Source organism: Streptococcus cuniculi, assembly GCF_004570575.1.
GTDB lineage: Bacteria > Bacillota > Bacilli > Lactobacillales > Streptococcaceae > Streptococcus > Streptococcus cuniculi_A.
Genome location: NZ_SPPD01000024.1, coordinates 1 through 21,018 on the forward strand (window position 1 = coordinate 1; position 21,018 = coordinate 21,018).

Here is a 21,018-nt window from a genome sequence, read left to right on the forward strand (position 1 = left end):
AGACAATTGAATGATTTCTAATTTCTCTTCTACTGATTTTTGACTTCTTTTGGACATAGGAAAACTCCCCTTATAGTGTCTAGTGAATTTTTGTTTTTTCACTGTCTACTATATGGGGAGTATATCACTTTGGCCCCACTCCCTACTTTTACCACAGCGAAAAGTATCTGATGAGGCTCGCTCCGCTCGCGAAAATCGAACAATTGATGTTCAGTTAGCAGAGCTTTTCACTTGTTTAAATAGATTTTGGATTTGGCTACATTCTGACTAGCTCTTGCTTTTTATGAAATCAGCCTGCTTATGGTATAATAGTGCTTAGGAAAGGAGGGCTACAGTGCGATTTTTAGAAAAATTTGTGGCTCAATTTGATATCGAAGCGATTGGGATGGACTTGTTGAGCAAGATTCTATCGCTCATTCTCTTATTCCTTGTTTTTTATGCGATTAAAAAGATTGTTGCTGTTTCGATTCGGAAGATTTTCTTGCCCTCTATTCGGGTGTCAACGCAGGACGTTGGGCGGCAAAAGACGATTGCCCGCCTTTTTGAGAGTGGCTTGAATTACGTCTTGTACTTTCTTTTGCTCTACTCGGTATTGACGATTTTAGGCTTGCCAGTCTCTAGTCTCTTAGCTGGAGCAGGAATTGCAGGGGTCGCAATCGGAATGGGTGCGCAAGGCTTCTTGTCTGACTTGGTTAATGGCTTTTTCATTCTCTTGGAACGGCAGTTTGATGTCGGAGATGTGGTCGGCTTGACCAACGGACCGATTAAAATCAAAGGAACGGTTGTCAGCGTGGGCATTCGGACGACGCAAGTTCGCGATGCAGATGGCACACTCCATTTTATTCCCAATCGGAATATCCTTGTCGTCAGCAATCAATCGCGGGGAGACATGCGGGTGCAGGTAGATCTTCCGCTGAGTCTAAGATCTGATTTGGCCAAGGTCGCACAAGTCATTGAAGCAGTCAATCAGAAAGAACTTAGTCGCTCAACGGCTATTAAGGGTGCAAAGATGGTGGGACCGCAGACGCTTGAAAATGGCCAGTTTGTCTTTCGGGTTCAATTTTTTGTGACCAGTGGTCAGCAAGGGAGTATCTATCAGCAGTTTTATCCCCTCTATCAAGAGGCTTTGCTTGAAGCGGGCATTGACCTCACCTAAGGAAAAAGAAAAGGAGAAAGCATGTTTCCAAAAGAATTTATCGTGGAAGACGGTCACGTCTACTATCGGAAAAAACCACTGCACAAACAGCCCCTATTTTGGACAACGATTGCAGGAGGAGTTGTATCCCTTATCTTGGGGGTTCTACTTTTTGTGACGATTCTAGTGATAGCGAGTTCCTCGGATTCTTCTAGCTATGTTGATAGTACTTATGATGATACGGTGTCAGATTTGTTGTTCGAAAAAGAAATCGGTCAAGAAGTGAGCTTGGAAAATGGCTTGAAGCTAACAGTGCAATCAATGGACTTGGATGAGAATGCTGACTTGGCTACTTCCTACTATGATACAGCTTTGGTTGTAAACGTTCAGGTGAACAATCCGACCAAGCGAGTCCTGTACTTTGATGAACGAAGTAGCATTGTGTTTGGGACACAATATAGTGACAGCGAGGAGATTGACAGTGTCTACCCGCTTGATAATCTGACCTATGATGCGAACTTGAAAAAGAAGGTCGCTCCAGAAGAAACCGTCACCTACACGCTATTCTATGGGGTGGACGATTCCCCTAACTATCGCTTGATTTACGAAGAAAATATGTGGAATTTTCAACAGGCAGAGAAATTGTAATCCCTTATCAGAAAATAGGAAAAACGAGGCTGGTGCATGTCCAGTCTCGCTTCTTTTACTTAGGGGTAAGAAATTGCTACTTGTGCATGAGGGTAAAGCTGTTGCAGTGCTTCAAGAAAATCAGGATGTAGCGCTAGGGCACTTGAAAATAGTTGTTTATCATCATTTCGTTTATACCTAAAGGTAGCCCCAGCTGTAACTTGCTAAAGCGAGAACATCTGTGTTCCCTGCTAGGAGCCGTATCCGTAAGTGAACAAAGTTCACAACGGCCAACGTCCCCCTAAAGGCGTTCGTAGCTGTAACTAGCTTTAGCTAGTTACAACTACCTATCCACTAAAGGGATTCTCATCTGTAACTAGCTAAAGCTAGAACAGCTGCCTATCTTTTTCATAGTGACTTTTAGCTCGAACACAATTCCGCATGATACAAAAGCTTTTTGACACGAGTTACACTCGTTTTATTTCCAACCTCCAACCAGTCTTCCAGACTATTGGAGCGAGTACTAAAAGGAAACGAAAAGTCTATAAAATGAACCGTTAGTGACGGTTGCTCCATCGTTTATTGCAATGAATATTCCTCTTTTATGATACTTTATATTTCTATTGCACATTTCACAAATTCGTTTTTGTAAACAACAGAAAAGGGAGTAGGAAAATGCACTCGTTTTGAACAATTTGAGTTCTTCCCACTCCAAAGGAGTTTTTTTATCTAAAAAGGGATTATACCAATCCTTGTGCAATCATGGCATCTGCGATTTGTTCAAAGGCAGCGATGTTGGCACCTGCCAGATAGTCCTTGCCGAGGTTGTATTTCTCGGCTGTTTCTTTCGCGGTGTTGAAGATGTTGGCCATAATGTCTTTCAGACGGTTGTCCACTTCTTCAGCAGTCCATGAAAGGCGGAGGCTGTTTTGGCTCATTTCAAGGGCAGATACAGCAACTCCTCCAGCATTGGCTGCTTTTGCAAGTCCGTAAAGGACGCCGTTTTCTTGATAAGTATGGATGGCATCCAAGTTAGACGGCATATTTGCTCCCTCAGCGACACAGTAAACACCGTTTTTCACGAGGCGAGCGGCAGCGCTACCATCAATCTCATTTTGAGTAGCACATGGAAGGGCAATGTCTGCTTTTCCTTCGTAGTTCCAAACAGATCCTTCGTGGTAGGTTGCAGTTGCTTTTTCAGCAGCGTATTCAGTTAAACGAGCGCGGCGATTGTTTTTGATATCGCAAAGAAGGTCAAAGTCGATTCCAGTCTCATCGATGATATACCCATTTGAATCAGACACAGAAATGACTTTCGCACCGAGTTCAGTTGCTTTTTGAACAGCGAACTGTGCCACATTTCCAGAACCAGAAATAAGAACAGTTTGGTCTTTAAAGGATTTACCGTTTGCTTGGAGCATGTTGTCTGTGAAGTAGACAAGGCCGTAACCAGTTGCTTCTGGGCGAATCAAGCTACCACCAAAGCCAAGAGGTTTCCCAGTCAATACTCCAGCGTCAAACTGACGGAGGCGTTTGTATTGCCCGTACATATAGCCAATCTCGCGACCGCCGACCCCGATGTCACCAGCTGGCACATCAAGCGATGGACCGATGTGTTTTTGTAGTTCGGTCATGAAACTTTGGCAAAAACGCATGATTTCAGCGTCTGTCTTGCCTTTTGGATCAAAGTCAGAACCACCTTTACCACCACCGATTGGCAGACCAGTCAAGACATTTTTGAAGATTTGCTCAAAACCAAGGAATTTCAAGATAGACTGGTTCACGGTTGGGTGGAAGCGGAGCCCACCTTTATAAGGGCCGACTGCTGAGTTGAATTGAACGCGGTAGCCACGGTTGACTTGAACCTTTCCGCCCTTATCTGTCCATGGCACACGGAAGCTGATGATGCGCTCAGGCTCAGCAACGCGGGCCAAAATGTTTTCAGTGATATACTCTGGATGTGCTTCAATAACAGGTTCAAGCGTGTTGAACAATTCTTCAACAGCTTGTAAAAATTCTGTTTCATGCGGATTGCGCGCTTTTACAGCTTCAAATGCTTGCTGGATATAGTCTTTTGCAGTTGTCATAAGATAATGTCACCTTTTCCAATAGAATAGGTCTAAAAATTAAATTTTCAGACAATTTAATATTTACGTTTGCTATTATAGCACCAAGTGATACAAATGTAAAGTGGAAAATAAATAATTCTGACAATTTTTTTCAGGAAAGAAGTTGAAAGTTCTAAAATGAAGTTAGCCATTCATGATAGATTCACTAGGCGACTTGTAGTTGAGTAAGTTGAGTAATCTTTTGGGATAGTTGTTGAGCCAATTTTCGATGTAAGCAACCTGTTTATAGGTTGTTTTACTTGTCCCTTTGGGTATAAAGCATCTGATAAGACGGTTGCGTGTTCCTTTTCTTTTTCCTCGGAAAACAATTTTTGAGCTCCTGCTTTGATTGGATGTTCCGTGTGCTTTGCGGCAGAATGAGAACCAGTGGTGTAACCCCTCATCACCATAAAACTAGTCATCGCTAGGCTGCCTAAACCAATCCGTAACCTCGCCCTCATTTTATTAATATGATAGTGCCGTCACCTTTTTCCATAAGATAGCACCATCATAACAAAATTGACTTGGAAAAATTAGCACAAAAAAATATTTAGCCGTAATTTAAAACTAAATCTTTTTAGTTATATAAATTTTTCTACAGAAGCATGTCGTAAAAATATCAGGGACAAAACAAATAGATTCAACCCATATATAAAGTATAATGACCAATAGGTTTGAAGTTTTAATAATTGTAGTATGGTTAGCATCATAATACTAGCAAGATTTATTAAAATAGATACATGCAAAACAAATTTTTCATTTTCAAAGCTTTGTAGTAACATTTTAGAATTTTCGTAAATAGGAGATATCCCCATAAGCAAAAATCTATACAAAGTAATAGGTACAATATTTGTTGTGATTTGATCAGAAAGAAAGTGAGATAGAATATTTGATAATACCACAACAGGACAACTGTAAGTATATATCAGACTTAACTAAATGTTGTAGTAGCTATGCTTCAATCTCGCTACTACAACCCTAAATTTCATTTGCTGTATCACTTGAGATAGTCTCGTCTAATATAAATTAAAATAGCTTCTATAGTCAGACAAATTGCTGATAACAAAAAACTGATGGTAATGCCAAAATTCTCGGTAATATAGCTCATTAGTAACATAAATACTGAAAATGATAGTGTCGAAATCACTTCAATAACAGAATAAACATTAACCAAATTATTTTCCTCTACGGTCTCCTGAAGAAATACACTTTCAGGAACTTCTTTTAGCTGTGACAACATACCAACTAAAGCGGAAAAAAATAAAAACATCTGTGCATTTGGAAAGAAAAGAATGGCCAACGTCACTATTGCTATTGATACAAGAGGAAAAAGAATACTTTTCCATTTAGCAGCTAGGAACTTTTCAGATAACCTAAAAGCAATTAAACCACTGGTTATAATGCCAATAGAGTATGCTGTATTTGAATATCCCCAGTAGCTTTCTGTTTTATTTAATAACTCAGTTACAAAAACAAGTATAATGGAAGAAACCCAAATCGTATTTGAGAAAATTTCAAATAAATTTGCCGAGACAAAAAGTCTTAATCTAGGATCTCTAGCAACTGCCTTCCAACCTTTGACTAAAATGTCAAGATTAGTCTCTGACTCTAACATCTCCACCTCAGCATCAGGAAGAAATAACATCATGAAGCTGGAAATTATATACAACAGTAAAATTATAAGAGTGGTAGGCAAAAGGCCAATCGTTGCAAACAGGAGTCCACCTAATCCCCACCCCACCAATTGAGTAGCTTCACCACTCATTGACAATGCTGAGTTTGCCTTACCCAAATCGGTTGCATAACGTGGGACAATAGCATAGGAAACAGGTGCTGCAAAACCATCTAATATGGAAATTGCAACAACAAATAGATACATCGCCAAGGGCGGTACTGATTGCATGACTATAAACATTCCTACCAGTATCAATAATAATATCGTCTTTCCGAATTGAGATAAAGATAGAATCTTATTTAGTGCTAACCGTTTAGTAACTAAAGGAACTAAAATACTAGCAACAAAAGAGGATATTCCTATTAAAATAGGAACTAATGAAGTGGCAATTACTGATTTTGAAATAATGTATATGTTAGCAATGATAGTTACTCTAAAGAAAATATCTGCTAAATTTGCAAATAATTGAGAAACTAACAATTTGATAAATGAGTTAGACATATATGACTCCCACCTTCTCTTTCAACTCTGGAATTAAAATTTGAGTAACAAATTTTTCAAATTCCTGTTTTTCCCATTGACATTGTTTATAAAAATCGACATCAGCGGATAATTTGCAATCTCCCGAGCATAAACCACCTATTTCACAATTTTGACAATCTTTATAATCTAAAAAAGTCTTTGTTTCGTTTTGATAAGACATCAAGTCAATGGTGCGTAAATTTCCTAGAATGTATTGAGGACGTCCAACTGTTACAGTACATCTAAATAGATTTAGTTCATTATCAATATAGAAAACCCTATCATATGGAGACACATTCCAACAGTAATTATACACTCCTTTAGTTTGAGCCTCATTAAAGGACAGTTTTAACTTATCAGTCAAATTTTTACATGTTTGAATAAAACCCGCATGGAGATTTAGAGGGACTTGTTCGGTAATTTTCATCAATTCCAAAAGGATATCAGTCTCAGATACAATATAGTCATCATATCCAGTATCGAATAATCGGTCATCTACTCTTCCGATATTCCAATGAAAATTTTCTCTTGAAAAATAACCCTTTTCTTTAAAGTAAGAATAGATTGGAACTAATTCATATAAATTCGTCTTATCAAAATTTGTTCCAACATCCATCACAATTCCATAGTCTAACAATAAATCAGTGATAGCTAATAGTTTCTCTGTATTATTTGCTACTTTGGTAATTTTAACTATCTCTTTGTATGTTTCTGGCAATGTATTAACAGTAATGGCAATAATCGATATAATACTTCTATAAATAATAAGTTTCTTAGCAAAGTATGGTAAGAAAATTCCATTTGTCGTTATATCTACTTTTAATTTCTGATCAACACAATATTGAAAAATTCGATCAATTATTGGCTCATTCTTAGGCAACAAAGGTTCTCCTCCAAATAAGCCCAAAGAAACTTCTAAGTCTGGATTTTCCTTAATAAGCACTGTAATCTTATCAAGTGTTTCTTCCAACTCATCGAGAGTTATCGGTTTTCTTGCTAAACCGTCATATTTTTGTTGAAAACAATAGCTACACCGTAAATTACAAGAGTAAGTAATCGCTAAAGAAATCTGAATTTTTTTCCTAGATTCTAATAATAGTTTTTCATCATAAAGTTTTTCAGAAGTAAAGTGATCTAAATTAGAAGAGGGAGTTTCAAACCATTCACTTAGAGAAGGATCAACATCCATCCTATTATTCTTTATCTTATCACTCTTTACAACTAATACTTTATTTTTAAAAGAATTAATTAAAAGTGTAAATTTGTCACTAATCTTCTGTTGGTAGATTGATGTTAATGAGATTGTGTGAACTGGATTACTTTCAGCTATTGTTTTTAGCTCTCCATCTTCTAATTCATAGATCATATGCTATCTCCTCATCTCTTTAGTATCTACGACGAGTAATATGTTGTCCAACGATGATACCACTTGGCTTATCTTCAGATGATGTCATAATATCATCAATAGCTTTCATTTGTAGAAGTTCTTCTTCTGTAAATTCAATAGACATAATAGTCACCTCTTAAAAATTATTGTTGTAAGCTTACAACAATAATTTTACAATAACCACAAGAACTGTTAATTTTTTCCCATATCTGCGTATTACTATTCACTTGCTAAAATTTTTTCTAAATGGCCTTCATAAGTCTTTGCTAGATGATTACTTCCTGCTAATTTCATTGCAGCAATACACTTTTTCATTTCAATAATTGCCTTCCCATGTCCTTCTTTTTTGTACTGATAGAGATTTTGTGCATATTGAAAAACTAAGCGTTCATATACTTCAGTTTCGATAAAAAAGCATTGATTCAATTGTTTTTCAAAATACAAAGCATCCAAAAATTTTCCTCTTTCAACACATGTGATGTACCCATTTAATAACATCGATGAAATCAATCGTCTATTATTTGGAATTTCTTTGTAGAAATCAGAACATCTAAACATCTCTCTAGCCAAAACCATGAAAACATCGTGTTTTAGAACATCTAAAGTATTTGAAAAAATCAATAATTCATAGTATCCCCAATATTCAACACTAAAAAGATAATCGGTTAGGTAAGATAAATCATCACGAGAATAATAAGATCCTCCCGATAAATCTTGCAAACGAATTTTTAATAAAATGATATTAAGGTTATGAAATTTCTCCTGCTTAGGATTTGACTCCATTTGGGAATAGAGTAGTTTTTTCAACCCATCAACATCATGATTAGATACAAACTGCCGAACCTTTGATAGAAGTTCATTTAGTTCATCTCTATGAAAATCATGAACCGCATACATAAATTCATCAATTGGCATGTTGATTTCATCTAAGATAAGCATGAACTTAGAAATGGTTAAATCTGTCTCTCCTTTTTCAAATCGAGATAGCTGGGACGTTGATATACCAGCCTTTGTAACATCTTTTAGTCGTAATCCTCTAGATTCTCGAAAGGTTTTAAAAATTTCTCCAAATTTTTTCATCGTACACCTCCAATAAGCATATATGGGAATGTTTTTTGATTTTTAACATTTTAGCATAAAATAGAAAAAAATAAAAGTGAGGTATTTCACATGAAAAATCAAAAACTACTGCCTTTATTGTTCCTACTCTTTGAAGGAATTATTATTATCGTTGTTGGCTAGTATTAGAAAGTTTGTCACTAGAATACTTACATTTTCATAAAATAGGGCTACCTTAGACTTAAGTAGCCCTATCTACTTCTAGCGATTTTTGTCACAAGTCCAAGTATAGGTAGATCATTAAAGGCAATATAGAAAGTGGTAAAACTCCAAATACCATTAGCTGCTAGAGGTAGCGTTCCGTAAAAAGAGGTAAATCTCAAAAACTTCAACTTGACATTTACCCAGTTTCAGCTATTGTTTCCGAACTTTTTATGATAAAATGAACGAAATACATATTTTGGAGGACAGTATGCCATCAACCAAGACACAGATTGCAGGTTTTACTTTTGAAAACTGTTTGATGAATGCAGCAGGAGTTGCCTGCATGACCATTGCAGAGTTGGAGGAAGTGAAAAATTCACAAGCAGGGACCTTTGTCACCAAGACCGCGACTTTAGAAGCCCGCGCAGGGAATCCAGAGCCACGCTATCAGGACGTGCCTCTTGGCTCCATCAACTCCATGGGCTTGCCCAATCAGGGGCTGGACTACTATCTGGACTATCTCCTAGACTTGCAAGAAAAAGAGCCAGAGCGCACCTTTTTTCTATCACTCGTAGGTATGTCTCAAGAAGAGACGCATAGGCTATTGAAAAAGGTGGAAGAAAGTGACTTTACGGGCTTGACCGAGCTGAACTTATCCTGTCCAAATGTTCCAGGAAAACCTCAGATTGCCTATGACTTTGAAACGACAGAAGTGATTTTAACAGAAGTCTTTCGCTATTTTACTAAGCCTTTGGGCATCAAGCTACCACCGTATTTTGACATGGTGCATTTTGACCAAGCAGCCGCGATCTTTAATCAGTTTCCCCTAGCCTTTGTTAACTGTGTCAACTCGATTGGAAATGGCCTTTACATTGAGGATGAATCAGTCGTTATCCGTCCTAAAAATGGATTTGGGGGAATCGGTGGTGAGTATATCAAGCCTACAGCCCTTGCCAATGTCCATGCCTTTTATCAACGCTTAAAACCAGAGATTCAGATTATTGGTACAGGTGGCGTTTTAACAGGTCGAGATGCTTTTGAGCATATTCTCTGCGGGGCGAGCATGGTGCAGGTCGGCACAACCCTCCACAAAGAAGGGCTTGTCGCTTTTGAACGCATCACAGCAGAATTGCAAAGCATTATGGCAGAAAAAGGCTATGAAAGGTTAGACGATTTCCGTGGGAAATTACAGTATATAGAGTAGAGATAAGTGAATAATTTTTGTTTCCACCTTTGAGAAGGTGGGATTTTTTGTGCGTAAATGTGAAAAAAAGTGATAAAAAAATAAAATATTTGAAAAAACAACTTTACAAAAGCGAGCATAAGCGATAAAATTTGAATATATACGAAAAGGAGTGACAAAAAATGAAAATAGCAACAAGGATTAATTCTTTCTTACCTAAGTATAATCAAGATTTAAATAAGGTATTTCAACAATTTAAAAAATTAGAACTAGGATATGTAGATTTGAACTATCCTGAACATACAAAAGGTATCCCAGCAGAGCAAATAAAGGAGATGTTAGAAGAAAATGGTCTAAAATTAAATGGTATGGCCTTACGTTTTCGAGATGAATTTATCAATGGTGAGTTGGGAAATGCAGACGAAACGATTGCACAAAAGGCTCTTGATTTATGTAAGGAAGCAGCAGATTACTGTCGAGTGGTGGGTGGGAAAGTTATCACAATTTGGCTTGGATTTGATGGTTTTGATTATAGCTTTCAAATCAATTACGTAAAGGTATGGCAACAATTGGTTCGGGCTTATCAAGAGATCTGTGATGCTGCTCCCGATTTACAGATTAGTATTGAATATAAACCTTTCCAACCTAGAGGTTATGCTTTTATTGATAGTATGGGAATTACAGGAATGATGTTACATGATGTCAGTCGGCCAAATCTCGGTGTTACGTTAGATTATTGCCACATGTTAATGAAGCATGAAAATCCTGCATTTGCAGCGGATATTTTTGGTAGTCAAAAACGTTTGTATGGGATTCATTTGAACGATGGATACGGGCTCAATGATGATGGATTGATGATTGGAACATCCACACCGTTTAAAACATTAGAGTTGCTTTACTATTTAAAAAAACACCATTTTGATGGAGTCATTTACTTTGATACTTTCCCTGTTATAGAGGGGGCGACTGAGGAATGTGAACGTAATATTGAAATGATTCGCTATCTAGATACATTGATTGATACAGTTGGATTAGATGAGATTCAATCTGTTATTGATCAGAACGATGCTATCGCAGCAAGTAAGCTGATGCTTACGTTTCTTAAAAGGTAAAATAAAAATATATAAAGGAGATTGTTATGGCTAATTATAGAGCGATTGCAGCAGCTATTTTAGAAAAGGTTGGTGGTTCTGAAAATATTGCCAATATGACACATTGTGCAACTCGTTTACGTTTGAATCTCAAAGATCCAAACAAGGCTGATGATGTAGCAGTAAAGGCAATTTCTGGTGTTGTTGGTGTGGTAAATAAGGCAGGTCAGTACCAAGTCCTGATTGGAACAGAAGTGATTCATATCTATGATGAGTTTGAAACACTGGTAAAAGGTAGTGGTGGAGTAGCCTTAGAAGAAAAATCTTCCCAGGGAGGCAGTGTGATCGGTCAAATTTTCTCTGCTATCTCCGGAATTTTTGCTCCGTTGCTACCCGCCTTAGCAGGATCCGGAATTTTAAGAGGCTTACTCATTTTGAGTGTTCAGTTAGGGCTAATCAGTGAAACAAGTGGCACCTACAGCATTTTATTTGCAGCTTCCATGAGTGTGTTCTATTTCCTTCCTGTTCTGCTTGCTTTTACATCAGCAAGACGGTTTGGGGCAAGTCCCTATATTTCTGCTTTAATTGGTGCAGCATTGCTTCATCCGGATTTTTTAACTTTATTAGGTGAGCAGGGAAATGGAGCTACAACTTCGTTTGTCGGACTGCCAGTTGTCTTAATGAACTATAATTCTACAGTTGTTCCGATTATTTTAGCGATTTGGGCTTACTCTTATCTCTACAAATGGCTTGATAAACATATTCCAGAAACGTTGAAGTTAGTTATCTTACCACTGATTTCTTTGGCTGTTATGGTTCCTTTGACAGTTATGGTTATTGGACCAATCGGTGTTTACAGTGGTGAATGGATTGCAAATGGGGTAAACTGGTTGATTGACCGTAGTGGTCTATTGACAGGAATTGTGATAGGCGGCGGATGGAGTGTACTAGTTAGTTTCGGAATCCACTGGGCTGTTAACCCGATTATGATTAATAACATCTCTCAAAATGGTTTTGATTATATTTGTCCGCTAACCTTTGCTTGTAACTTCGCAGTAATCGGTACAGCTCTCGGTGTCTATCTCAAAGGGAAAGATAAAAAATTGAAAAACTTTGCAGTGACTGGTATTGTGACAATTGCTCTTTCGGCCATTATTGAGCCCACCTTGTTTGGTCTCTTGGTGAAGAATAAAAAACTTTTCCTTGCACAAATTATTGCTGGGGCAGCAGGTGGTGCTTATCTTGGATTGATGAAGGTCGTGACCAACGCTTTTGTTTTTGGTAGTGTAACAACATTTCCAGCATTTATTGAAAGTAATGCGAATGTGATTAATGGTGTCATTGGGTTAGGTATTTCCGTTATTGCCGGTGCTGTACTTGGATTTATTTTCACGGAAAAAACAGATAAGTTAACTTGATAGGCATGCAATAATGATAGGAATATGGTATTATTATTAAGACAGAATTGAAGGTGATTAATAATGATTCCATATGAAAGACAACAAAAAATATTAGGTTTATTAAAAGATACTGAATTAGTAAAATTTGACGAGATTCAACATGTTTTTCCAGATGTCTCAGCATCAACGCTCAGAAGAGATTTAAAAGAGTTAGAAAGAGGCAATCGGATACAGTATTTATCAGGTGGGGCGATTAAATTGGTTTCGACGATTGGTGAAATTCCAATCACTACGCGAAATACGCTCTATAATGATAAGAAAGAGAAAATTGCCGAAATTGCTGCCTGTCAGATTCAAGATGGGGATGTTATTTATCTAGACTCAGGCTCTACTTGTTCTGCTCTGTTTAAAAAGATTATAAAGAAGCAGATTACAATTTATACGACCAATACGGATATCTTTGCAATTGCAGGAGAAATTGCTGCGGAGATTATCGTTTTAGGCGGGCAATTTAATCCGATTAACTCTTCGGTTTTTGGAGCATTGACAGAAAATAATCTGCGAAATATCTACTTTAAAAAATCTTTCCTCGGTGTAAATGGTATTGACGAGAAATTTGGTGTAACAACTCCAACACTTGTTGAAGCGACAAAAAAACGGATTGTGAAAGAACATTCGGATACGGTTTTTTTGTTAGCTGATAGTACCAAATTCCATAATCTATCAAATGTAAAAGCGTTTGATTTGAAGGATGTGACCATTATTTCAGATGAGTTTGATGAGAAGATTGGTAAAAGTATTTCGATCTTGACAGAATAAGTAATTCAATAGAACAGATAGCCCTAATATGATGATTAGGGCTATTTTGATGAGGTGAGTAAGATGAAACAACTATTGTGTCCCAGTATGATGTGTGCAGATTTTGGGAACCTAAGGAAAGAAATCGGTGATTTAGATAGGGCTGGAGTGGATATCTATCATTGCGATATTATGGATGGGCAATTTGTTCCGAATATGACAATGGGCATCAATGATGTCAAAACCATTAGGGCTTGTACAGATACACTAGTGGACTGCCATTTAATGATTGAAAATCCTGGAGAAAAGGTTGATTGGTTTCTAGATATGGGAGTGGATTTATTATATATTCATCCTGAAAGTGAGAGATATGTGGTAAAAACGCTTAGTCATATTAAGTCAAGGGGGAAATTAGCTGGACTAGCGATCAATCCAGATACGAGCATTGAAACAGTCAGAGAATTGTTGCCTCTAGCCGATTATATCCTAGTGATGACTGTATCACCAGGCTTTGCAGGACAAGCTTTTTTGGATCTGACTAGAAAGAAAATTGCTACATTATTACAAATGAGGCGAGAATATTCGTATAAGATAGTGATTGATGGAGCGTGTAGTCCTGAAATTATCAAGGAATTTACCCGACTTGGAGTGGATGGATTTGTGCTGGGAACGAGTGCTCTATTTAATAAGAAAGAAGAGTATAGTACATTAATAGAGAGGTTGAGAAGTTTATGAGAATTGGAATTGGGAATGACCATGTAGCAGTAGAGTACAAACAGACTATCAAACAGTATATTGAAAAAGAATATGGTTATGAAGTCATTGATTTTGGGACAAATAGCTCAGAGCGTTTTGATTATCCGATTGCTGGAAAAGTAGTTGCTAATGCAGTAGCGTCAGGTGAAGTCGAGCGAGGGATTGTCATCTGTGGTACAGGTGTTGGAATTGGTATTGCCGCGAATAAAGTAAACGGTATCAGATGTGTCATTTGTAGTGAACCCTATTCTGCTAGAATGTCTCGCCAACATAATGATGCCAATATGTTATCTTTTGGGGCGCGAGTGATTGGTTTAGAGCTAGCAAAGATGTTGGTGGATGTTTGGCTCACAACTGAGTATGAAGGTGGGCGGCATGCAAAACGTGTTCAAATGCTAAATGAGGGTACTACTTCTTAGTTTATTTATGATAGTTCAGGTGAAAACCAGTGTGTTTTCACCTCTTTTTCATATGGATTGCCTAGCTTTTTCAGCAAGAATAGCGTATACTGGAAGCAAGGAGGACAGCATGATGAGAAGAAGACGAGCTCGGCTTGGCAAACGCAGACGCAGACGTAAGCAGCAGAAGAAATGGCTTGGTTATGTCTTTTTATTGCCACTAGTGATGGCTGGATTAGTAGGATTTGTCTATGGTGGGATGGTTCTTTGGTCTCGCTTTTCATCTCTGTCATTATCAACCAGACCTTTGTCTAGTACAGATATAGCAGGAGAAAAAGAGCCTGTGTCGCAGGAAGAAACAGCACAGACAGCCCGCATCATGGCGCATGGGGATTTGCTTTACCACGATATTATTTACTGGAGTGCCCAGCAGCCTGACGGCCAGTATGATTTTACAGAGAATTTCACCTATGTCAAGCCTTGGATTGAGCAGGCGGACCTTGCGATAGCAGATTTTGAAGGGACCATTTCGCCAGACTATCCCTTGGGTGGCTATCCCATGTTTAATGCTCCAGTATCGGTCGCAAATGCCATTCAGCAGACCGGTTATGATGTGGTAGATTTGGCCTACAATCATATCCTGGATTCTCGCTTGTCTGGTTTGGTGTCAACGGTTGATGCCTTTCGACAGGTTGGGGTGGACATGGTCGGTGTTTACCGCGATGGCAACCGCGCAACGGCCCCTATTTATGTGAAGGAAGTCAATGGGATAAAAATAGCGGTGTTAGCTTACGCTTACGGCTTTAACGGGATGGAAGAAACTCTCTCTCAGGAAGAATATGACAACTACCTGTCTGATTTGAATCTGGAGCGGATGAAGTCAGAGATTGAGCGTGCGGAAGCAGAAGCCGACATCACGATTGTCATGCCACAAATGGGAATTGAATACCAACTGGAGCCGACAGAAGAACAGGTCGCTTTGTATCGTCAGATGGTGGAATGGGGAGCAGATATCATCTTTGGAGGTCATCCTCATGTGGCGGAGCCAACAGAAATCATTGAAAAAGACGGAGAACGCAAGCTCATTGTCTACTCGATGGGGAATTTCTTGTCCAACCAACGGATTGAAACCATGGAGGGAGTTCCTAACTCCCAATGGACAGAGCGTGGGGTCTTGATGGATGTCACGGTTGAAAAGAAAGAGGGCAAAACGCGGATTCAGACGGCAACCGCGCATCCGACCTGGGTCAGTCGTGTTCCGAAAGAGGGAACAGACTTATTTACCTATCAAACCTTTGTCCTCGAGGACTTCATTGAGGGTGGTCCGCACCGCCATCAGCTAGATGAAGAGACCAAGGCACGGATTGACCTTGCTTATCAGGAAATGAAGGACTTTATGGGGCTTAATTGGTGAGGAATCCCTTGAAGGTTGGAAGAAGACACATTCGTCCTCTTTCAAGAATCAGTTAGAAACAAAGGAAGCAATGATGAAGATAGAAGCAAGGTAAGCAGATATAAAAAGAAATATGCTGGACAGTAATGTTCAGTTTCTTGCTTTTACTATTCAAATGTGTGATAAGGAGATTCTGACACCTAATTGGGATTGGAAGAACGAAGAGATTCTATAATTAAAGGAGTGAGGGAAGTCTGTTTTATTTGAAATAATGGGCTAAGAATACTCCTTTTTAATATTATAGTGAAGTTAGGACATCGTTAAGTTGTTTTGATGAACGCCAGTTCTATCTGCAGCTCCTTGCCTTGTCCTATTCCTTTCTCAATCCACTATATTTTAGAACTCATATCATCAGTCCGAATGATAGAGTTCAACATCTATGACGTAAATGATAGTTGCAACTATCATTTTTATGTCTAACAGCATATGTAAATTTCAGTATAATAAAAAGTGTAAAGAGGTGCCACTTATGAAAAAAGAAAAATTGAAAGAATTGTTAAGTTTTCTATTGAAAGCGACAGACTATGTGACATCTGAACAGTTAGCTGAGCATTTTAAGATTTCAAAAGTAACCATTATACGCTGGATTTCTTATATTAACAACCATTATGAACAGCCCATGATTATATCTGAGAGAGGGATAGGCTATAAGCTGAATTATAGCACTTATCTACGTACGATTTCTTTCATGGATTTTGATAGTGAGGAAGAACGATGTCGTGAGGTGATTCGTGAACTATTATTGATTGCTCCTAAATCGAAAAGGATTGATCTCATCTATGATAAATTTTTTATTAGTGAATCTGTCATGAAAAAAGATCAACAAATTATCAGTAAAAAATTAGAGAGATATGGATTGCAGTTAGAACGTCATAATCGGAGTTTAGCTATTGTAGGGAATGAAAAATGTGTTCGTGATGCGATTATGGAAATGGTTTTAAATGTGCATCAGGCAACGGATATTACTGCTATTGAAAAGTACTCTAAAGATATTAACCATTCGGATTTTAAATTTGCAATTAGGCAATTAGAATTTGCTAGTGATGTCTTAGGGGAGCCTATACAATACCCTTATAATATCAGCTTCTTTTCACATATTTATGTACTTCTAAACAGGGTGAAACATTATCAGTCCGTTACAGTTGGAGATGATTTTAAAGAGTTAAAGCAGGAAGAAAGACTAGCACAACCAGAAATATATAGTGTTTGTAAACAGATTATTCGTAATATTGTTCAATACTTAGGGAGAGAGATTGAACAGAATGAAGTGTATTATCTATTTGATTATCTCAGCTCAGCTAGACTTGATAAAGAAACAGATCATGTGTTGATTCGAGACTTGACCAAGCGGATTACGGAAGATTATATCAGTATTGTTTCTAAGAAGCTCAATATAGTGTTTGAAGCCAGTATTTTACATGAGCTGAGTTTTCATATTCAGTATATGTTAGAGAGGCTAGAAAAGGATATTTTGTTAACGAATGCCTTGTTGGAAGAAATTGCTTTAGGATATAAAGGAATTTATGAAGCCGTTTTGGAGGCATCCGTTACGATTTCGAATTACTATTTATTGCCGACAATTTCTCGAGATGAATCTGGATTTATTGCCTTATATTTTGCGAAATATCTGGAATTGGGAATAAAAAAGATAAATGCCTATGTGATTTGTACGACTGGTTTAGGAACCTCTGAATTACTTGCTGTAAAGATCCGTCAGACACTTCCGGCGATTCAGATTGTTGGTATGAGTGCTAGTATCAATATTTCAAAAACGATTCATAGTAGTCCTCATACAATTGATTTACTCATATCAACAGTTCCTATTAAGGAACAGGTGGATATACCAGTAGTGTTGGTGAGTGCCATCTTAACTTCAAGAGATATAGTGGCTTTGAATACTACGGTTGGAGAACTTGTCAATGAAAACTAATTTTATTATTCAGACTCATCTTACAAAATGTACATCCAAGATTTCAGTACTGGAATCTTTGGCAGGAGTGTTAGCTGAGCAAGTACATCAACCATATGAAGAAGTCTTTGAAAGTTTGATGGCTAGGGAATCTGTCTCAGATACTGCTTTAGAAAACGGACTAGCTCTTCCTCATTTAATTTCTAAGAATTGTCAAGTTGCTCAGGTTTGCATAGCAACACTAGAAGAGGAAGTTGTAGATTGGATATGTTTGGATGCTTCAAAGGTGGAGTTGTTGCTTTGTCTGATAATACCTCGGAATTACAGCGAGCAAACAGAGGGAATTTCGCAAATGATTGCTGTTATACAGGCAGTAGCGGATAGCCATTTTGTTGAATCTATTAGAGGGTTAACGGCAGAAAGCGTCAAGGAAAAGTTAGTTGAGCGTTTGGAAAATGGCTAACTATTTTATAACGGAAAAGGAGATAGGACAATGAGTGAGATGTCCCTTAAAGAAGTCGTTCATAAAGAGTTAATGGTGATTCAGTCGGCATCCTTAAGTAAGGATGAAGTGATACATGAATTGGGTACATTGCTCTATGAAAAAGGTTATGTGACTGATGCAAATGCATTTATTGATGATGTATATTTAAGAGAGGAGGAAGGAGTTACAGGCATTGGTCAAGGTATTGCAATCCCGCATGGTAAGTCTATGGCTGTTAACCAAACCACGATTGCGATTGCTGTACTAAAAGAGGGAATCGAGTGGGAGACCCTTGATGGGAAACTTGTTAAAGTCATCATCATGTTCGCTGTCAAAGAAGAAGATGCAGATATAACACATATTCTGTTGTTGCAAAAGGTGGCAATGTTGTTAGCTCATGATGAATTTATTGAGCAACTAGTTCAGATAAAGGATAAGGATATCCTGTATGATTTATTAACCCAAAGTTAATACATCTATAAAAATAGAAAGAGGAATATTATGGTATTAGTATCAGGAAAAGAATTACTTTCCGTAGCGCAAAAGCATAAATTTGCAATTCCAGCTTATAACTGTGGCTCAGGTCAGTTATTAAATGCAACAGTAAAGGCGTGTGAAGAAAGTAATACACCGTTTATTATAGCGATTCATCCAGATGAGTTGAGTTTTTTGACAGATAGTTTTGTTGCGCAGTGTATTGATGAAGCGCATAGAGCAAAAGTCCCTGTAGCAATTCACTTGGATCATGGAGCAAGCTATGAACAGGTGATTCATGCCATTCAACTTGGTTTTACATCTGTTATGATTGATAAGTCTTTAGCCCCTTATGAAGAAAATGTAGCGATTACGAAAAAGGTCGTAGAAGCAGCTCATGCAGTAGGAGTATCTGTCGAAGCTGAACTGGGAACGATTGGGAATACAGGCAATAACGTAGAAGGCGGTTTAGAAGAAGGAGTTTATACAGATCCAGCGGTTGCGAAGGATTTTGTTGAGCGGACTAATTGTGATAGCTTAGCAGTTGGTATCGGTACATCGCATGGTCTGTATCCTAAAGACATTAAACCGAAATTACGGATAGATATTCTAGATGAAATTACAAAAGCAGTAGATGTACCATTAGTGCTACATGGAGGATCAGGGAATCCTGACGAAGAAATTGCACAGGCAGTGACACATGGGATTAGCAAGGTTAATATCTCTAGTGATATTAAGATTGTATTTGCAGAAAAACTACGTGAAGAATTAAATGATGGAAATTCTGAAAAACGAGAACCAAATGTACTGTTCCCAGCTCCGATGCTTGAAACCGAGAAAGTAGTACATGAGAAAAATAAGTTATTTGGAGCAGTTGATAAAGCAAATTTGTATTTTCAATTTCAGACCGATTTATCCATCGTGAGGTAGTACTATGAAAATTGTTGGAATTGCAGCGTGTACAGCAGGGATTGCGCATACCTATATAGCAAAAGAAAAACTCATACAGGCAGCTAAAAATAGAGGCCACGAGGCTTACATTGAGACCCAAGGATTGGCTGGACGCCAAGAGGTGCTGACTCAGGCACAAATTGATGAGGCGGATATTGTCATTATCGCTGCTGATATTAAAATTAATGGGAGAGATCGTTTTGCTTCTAAGAAAGTAGTGGAGGTGCCGACTAGTATGGTCGTAAAATCTCCTAATAAACTAATAGAGAAATTAGAGAAGTTAGATAAGGAGTGAGATTATGGACACTTTAAAAAATATTGGATTTAAGAAACATTTAATGACAGCTATCTCCTTTTTCTTACCAATTGTTTGTGCGTCTGGATTTTTATTGGCCATAGGAAATATTATGGGTGGGACTTCTATTTCAGCATTTTCTGAAGGCTTTAGTTTCGCTGATACTATGACAACGATGGGAGGATATGGTCTAGGTTTTCTTCCGATGATTGTTTCTGCAGCTATTGCCTATTCGATTGCAGATAAGCCAGGGATTGCTCCTGGGTTGATAGTGGGCTTTGTGGCCCATGGAATTAATACTGGCTTTATTGGTGGTATTGCATCAGGGTTTATCGCTGGTATTGTGACTGTGCTATTGTATTCAAGTATTAAAGTTCCTAAATGGATGGAAGGTTTAATGCCGACTCTTGTCGTTCCCTTTGTTGCTAGTTTTATGAGTGGTCTAGCAATGTATTATGTACTTGGACAGCCAATTAATTGGCTAGTAGGACTTCTAACAGCTTATCTACAGGGCTTGAATAGCTCCCAATTAATATTGTATGGGCTAATTATTGGGATTCTTTCTAGTATTGACTATGGTGGACCGATTAATAAGACTGTATTTGCAGTTGTGTTTGCTTTGTTCTCTGAGGGTATTTACCCGCCATTAACTGTTTTGATCGGAGCGTCAATGATTACACCGTTTGGGTACGGAGTAGCGTATGTACTTCAAAAAATAGTAAAAAAGAATGTTTTTGATAAACAGGATATTGAAACCCTTAAGGCTGCAATTCCAATGGGCTTTTGTCAAATTACAGAAGGTTGTTTCCCTATCGTGTTTAAGAGTTGGATGAAAAACATGATTGCAACAGGCGTAGGGGGTGCAGTCTTTGGAGCACTTTCCATGTATTGGGGTTGTGACTCTCATATCCCTGCTTCTGGTATGTTTGCCGTACCAACGATGACAGATAATCGAGGCTTACTTTTCACTCTTGCGCTTCTGATTGGCTCTATTGCACATGCCATCACATTTGTAGCACTAATGAAGCCTGTTGATCCAGAAAAAACAATCTTGATTGAAGAAGAGGAAGAAGATATTGACATTAGTGAGCTGAAAATTGGATAAGTGT

21 protein-coding genes and 1 pseudogene are annotated in these 21,018 nt (G+C 38.0%); 15 read left to right on the plus strand and 7 right to left on the minus strand.

Features of this window, described 5'->3' with window-relative positions; genetic code table 11:
• Positions 1-385 precede the first annotated feature (385 nt).
• Entirely contained in the window at positions 386-1,156 is a 771-nt protein-coding gene (locus E4T82_RS10930; RefSeq protein ID WP_135182847.1) for a mechanosensitive ion channel family protein, read from the plus strand.
• Between the two features lie 21 nt (positions 1,157-1,177).
• Positions 1,178-1,783 (plus strand): hypothetical protein, encoded by a 606-nt coding sequence (locus E4T82_RS10935; RefSeq protein WP_135182826.1) that lies wholly within the window; start codon positions 1,178-1,180, stop codon positions 1,781-1,783.
• Positions 1,784-2,502: 719 nt separating this feature from the next.
• Here E4T82_RS10935 and gdhA read toward each other — a convergent pair.
• The 7 genes and pseudogenes from gdhA to E4T82_RS12885 form a co-directional block, all read right to left on the minus strand.
• Positions 2,503-3,849 carry an NADP-specific glutamate dehydrogenase gene (gdhA, locus tag E4T82_RS10940; RefSeq protein WP_135182827.1) on the minus strand — a complete coding sequence of 449 codons (1,347 nt, stop codon included), beginning with the start codon at positions 3,847-3,849 and terminating at the stop codon, positions 2,503-2,505.
• 165 nt (positions 3,850-4,014) lie between these two features.
• Positions 4,015-4,167 (minus strand): annotated as a pseudogene (locus tag E4T82_RS12880) (IS30 family transposase); the annotation flags it as partial.
• A gap of 700 nt (positions 4,168-4,867) precedes the next feature.
• Positions 4,868-6,046: a ryptide export MFS transporter gene (locus E4T82_RS10955; protein WP_135182828.1), complete on the minus strand. Its 1,179-nt coding sequence runs from the start codon at positions 6,044-6,046 to the stop codon at positions 4,868-4,870.
• On the minus strand, positions 6,039-7,433 hold the full coding sequence (locus E4T82_RS10960; protein WP_135182829.1) for a radical SAM/SPASM ryptide class RiPP maturase: 1,395 nt from the start codon (positions 7,431-7,433) through the stop codon (positions 6,039-6,041). Before E4T82_RS10960 ends, E4T82_RS10955 begins: the two co-directional genes overlap by 8 nt.
• 19 nt (positions 7,434-7,452) lie before the next feature.
• Entirely contained in the window at positions 7,453-7,578 is a 126-nt protein-coding gene (locus E4T82_RS13055) for a ryptide family R-Y-crosslinked RiPP peptide (RefSeq protein WP_265588336.1), read from the minus strand.
• A 95-nt stretch (positions 7,579-7,673) separates the two neighbouring features.
• The gene (locus E4T82_RS10965) at positions 7,674-8,534 is read right to left on the minus strand and encodes a helix-turn-helix domain-containing protein (protein ID WP_135182830.1); all 861 of its coding nucleotides are present in this window, start codon (positions 8,532-8,534) and stop codon (positions 7,674-7,676) included.
• 230 nt (positions 8,535-8,764) lie between these two features.
• Positions 8,765-8,905, minus strand: a complete 141-nt coding sequence (locus tag E4T82_RS12885) for a DUF5966 family protein (protein WP_416222665.1) — start codon at positions 8,903-8,905, stop codon at positions 8,765-8,767.
• Between the two features lie 80 nt (positions 8,906-8,985).
• On the opposite strand from E4T82_RS12885, the gene E4T82_RS10970 reads away from it, so the two are divergent.
• From E4T82_RS10970 to E4T82_RS11030, 13 genes are all read left to right on the plus strand, one after another.
• Complete coding sequence (locus E4T82_RS10970) at positions 8,986-9,921, plus strand: dihydroorotate oxidase (RefSeq protein ID WP_135182831.1); 936 nt, start codon at positions 8,986-8,988, stop codon at positions 9,919-9,921.
• Positions 9,922-10,082: 161 nt separating this feature from the next.
• Entirely contained in the window at positions 10,083-11,012 is a 930-nt protein-coding gene (locus E4T82_RS10975) for a sugar phosphate isomerase/epimerase family protein (RefSeq protein ID WP_135182832.1), read from the plus strand.
• Between the two features lie 26 nt (positions 11,013-11,038).
• Positions 11,039-12,409 (plus strand): PTS transporter subunit EIIC, encoded by a 1,371-nt coding sequence (locus tag E4T82_RS10980; RefSeq protein ID WP_135182833.1) that lies wholly within the window; start codon positions 11,039-11,041, stop codon positions 12,407-12,409.
• A gap of 63 nt (positions 12,410-12,472) precedes the next feature.
• Positions 12,473-13,210, plus strand: coding sequence for a DeoR/GlpR family DNA-binding transcription regulator (locus E4T82_RS10985; protein WP_135182834.1), 738 nt, complete (start codon positions 12,473-12,475; stop codon positions 13,208-13,210).
• Positions 13,211-13,273: 63 nt separating this feature from the next.
• Positions 13,274-13,924, plus strand: coding sequence for a ribulose-phosphate 3-epimerase (locus tag E4T82_RS10990; RefSeq protein WP_135182835.1), 651 nt, complete (start codon positions 13,274-13,276; stop codon positions 13,922-13,924).
• Entirely contained in the window at positions 13,921-14,364 is a 444-nt protein-coding gene (gene rpiB, locus E4T82_RS10995) for a ribose 5-phosphate isomerase B (protein WP_135182836.1), read from the plus strand. Before E4T82_RS10990 ends, rpiB begins: the two co-directional genes overlap by 4 nt.
• 109 nt (positions 14,365-14,473) lie before the next feature.
• Entirely contained in the window at positions 14,474-15,757 is a 1,284-nt protein-coding gene (locus tag E4T82_RS11000; RefSeq protein ID WP_432422581.1) for a CapA family protein, read from the plus strand.
• 508 nt (positions 15,758-16,265) lie between these two features.
• Positions 16,266-17,726: a BglG family transcription antiterminator gene (locus tag E4T82_RS11005; RefSeq protein WP_167753619.1), complete on the plus strand. Its 1,461-nt coding sequence runs from the start codon at positions 16,266-16,268 to the stop codon at positions 17,724-17,726.
• Positions 17,716-18,168 (plus strand): PTS sugar transporter subunit IIA, encoded by a 453-nt coding sequence (locus E4T82_RS11010; RefSeq protein WP_135182838.1) that lies wholly within the window; start codon positions 17,716-17,718, stop codon positions 18,166-18,168. The genes E4T82_RS11005 and E4T82_RS11010 overlap by 11 nt, the downstream gene beginning before the upstream one ends.
• Positions 18,169-18,198: 30 nt before the next feature.
• The gene (locus E4T82_RS11015; protein WP_135182839.1) at positions 18,199-18,660 is read left to right on the plus strand and encodes a PTS sugar transporter subunit IIA; all 462 of its coding nucleotides are present in this window, start codon (positions 18,199-18,201) and stop codon (positions 18,658-18,660) included.
• Between the two features lie 30 nt (positions 18,661-18,690).
• Entirely contained in the window at positions 18,691-19,593 is a 903-nt protein-coding gene (locus E4T82_RS11020; protein WP_135182840.1) for a ketose-bisphosphate aldolase, read from the plus strand.
• Between the two features lie 4 nt (positions 19,594-19,597).
• Complete coding sequence (locus tag E4T82_RS11025) at positions 19,598-19,909, plus strand: PTS fructose transporter subunit IIB (protein ID WP_135182841.1); 312 nt, start codon at positions 19,598-19,600, stop codon at positions 19,907-19,909.
• A gap of 4 nt (positions 19,910-19,913) precedes the next feature.
• On the plus strand, positions 19,914-21,014 hold the full coding sequence (locus tag E4T82_RS11030; RefSeq protein WP_135182842.1) for a PTS fructose transporter subunit IIC: 1,101 nt from the start codon (positions 19,914-19,916) through the stop codon (positions 21,012-21,014).
• The last annotated feature ends 4 nt before the right edge of the window (positions 21,015-21,018 follow it).

Excerpts from the sequence above, each read along its gene's own strand:
- E4T82_RS10930 (WP_135182847.1), top strand. The coding sequence starts at position 386 with ATGGACTTGTTGAGCAAGATTCTATCGCTCATTCTCTTATTCCTTGTT.
- E4T82_RS10935 (WP_135182826.1), top strand. The coding sequence starts at position 1,178 with ATGTTTCCAAAAGAATTTATCGTGGAAGACGGTCACGTCTACTATCGG.
- gdhA (WP_135182827.1), bottom strand. The coding sequence starts at position 3,849 with ATGACAACTGCAAAAGACTATATCCAGCAAGCATTTGAAGCTGTAAAA.
- E4T82_RS10955 (WP_135182828.1), bottom strand. The coding sequence starts at position 6,046 with ATGTCTAACTCATTTATCAAATTGTTAGTTTCTCAATTATTTGCAAAT.
- E4T82_RS10960 (WP_135182829.1), bottom strand. The coding sequence starts at position 7,433 with ATGATCTATGAATTAGAAGATGGAGAGCTAAAAACAATAGCTGAAAGT.
- E4T82_RS13055 (WP_265588336.1), bottom strand. The coding sequence starts at position 7,578 with ATGTCTATTGAATTTACAGAAGAAGAACTTCTACAAATGAAAGCTATT.
- E4T82_RS10965 (WP_135182830.1), bottom strand. The coding sequence starts at position 8,534 with ATGAAAAAATTTGGAGAAATTTTTAAAACCTTTCGAGAATCTAGAGGA.
- E4T82_RS10970 (WP_135182831.1), top strand. The coding sequence starts at position 8,986 with ATGCCATCAACCAAGACACAGATTGCAGGTTTTACTTTTGAAAACTGT.
- E4T82_RS10975 (WP_135182832.1), top strand. The coding sequence starts at position 10,083 with ATGAAAATAGCAACAAGGATTAATTCTTTCTTACCTAAGTATAATCAA.
- E4T82_RS10980 (WP_135182833.1), top strand. The coding sequence starts at position 11,039 with ATGGCTAATTATAGAGCGATTGCAGCAGCTATTTTAGAAAAGGTTGGT.
- E4T82_RS10985 (WP_135182834.1), top strand. The coding sequence starts at position 12,473 with ATGATTCCATATGAAAGACAACAAAAAATATTAGGTTTATTAAAAGAT.
- E4T82_RS10990 (WP_135182835.1), top strand. The coding sequence starts at position 13,274 with ATGAAACAACTATTGTGTCCCAGTATGATGTGTGCAGATTTTGGGAAC.
- rpiB (WP_135182836.1), top strand. The coding sequence starts at position 13,921 with ATGAGAATTGGAATTGGGAATGACCATGTAGCAGTAGAGTACAAACAG.
- E4T82_RS11000 (WP_432422581.1), top strand. The coding sequence starts at position 14,474 with ATGATGAGAAGAAGACGAGCTCGGCTTGGCAAACGCAGACGCAGACGT.
- E4T82_RS11005 (WP_167753619.1), top strand. The coding sequence starts at position 16,266 with ATGAAAAAAGAAAAATTGAAAGAATTGTTAAGTTTTCTATTGAAAGCG.
- E4T82_RS11010 (WP_135182838.1), top strand. The coding sequence starts at position 17,716 with ATGAAAACTAATTTTATTATTCAGACTCATCTTACAAAATGTACATCC.
- E4T82_RS11015 (WP_135182839.1), top strand. The coding sequence starts at position 18,199 with ATGAGTGAGATGTCCCTTAAAGAAGTCGTTCATAAAGAGTTAATGGTG.
- E4T82_RS11020 (WP_135182840.1), top strand. The coding sequence starts at position 18,691 with ATGGTATTAGTATCAGGAAAAGAATTACTTTCCGTAGCGCAAAAGCAT.
- E4T82_RS11025 (WP_135182841.1), top strand. The coding sequence starts at position 19,598 with ATGAAAATTGTTGGAATTGCAGCGTGTACAGCAGGGATTGCGCATACC.
- E4T82_RS11030 (WP_135182842.1), top strand. The coding sequence starts at position 19,914 with ATGGACACTTTAAAAAATATTGGATTTAAGAAACATTTAATGACAGCT.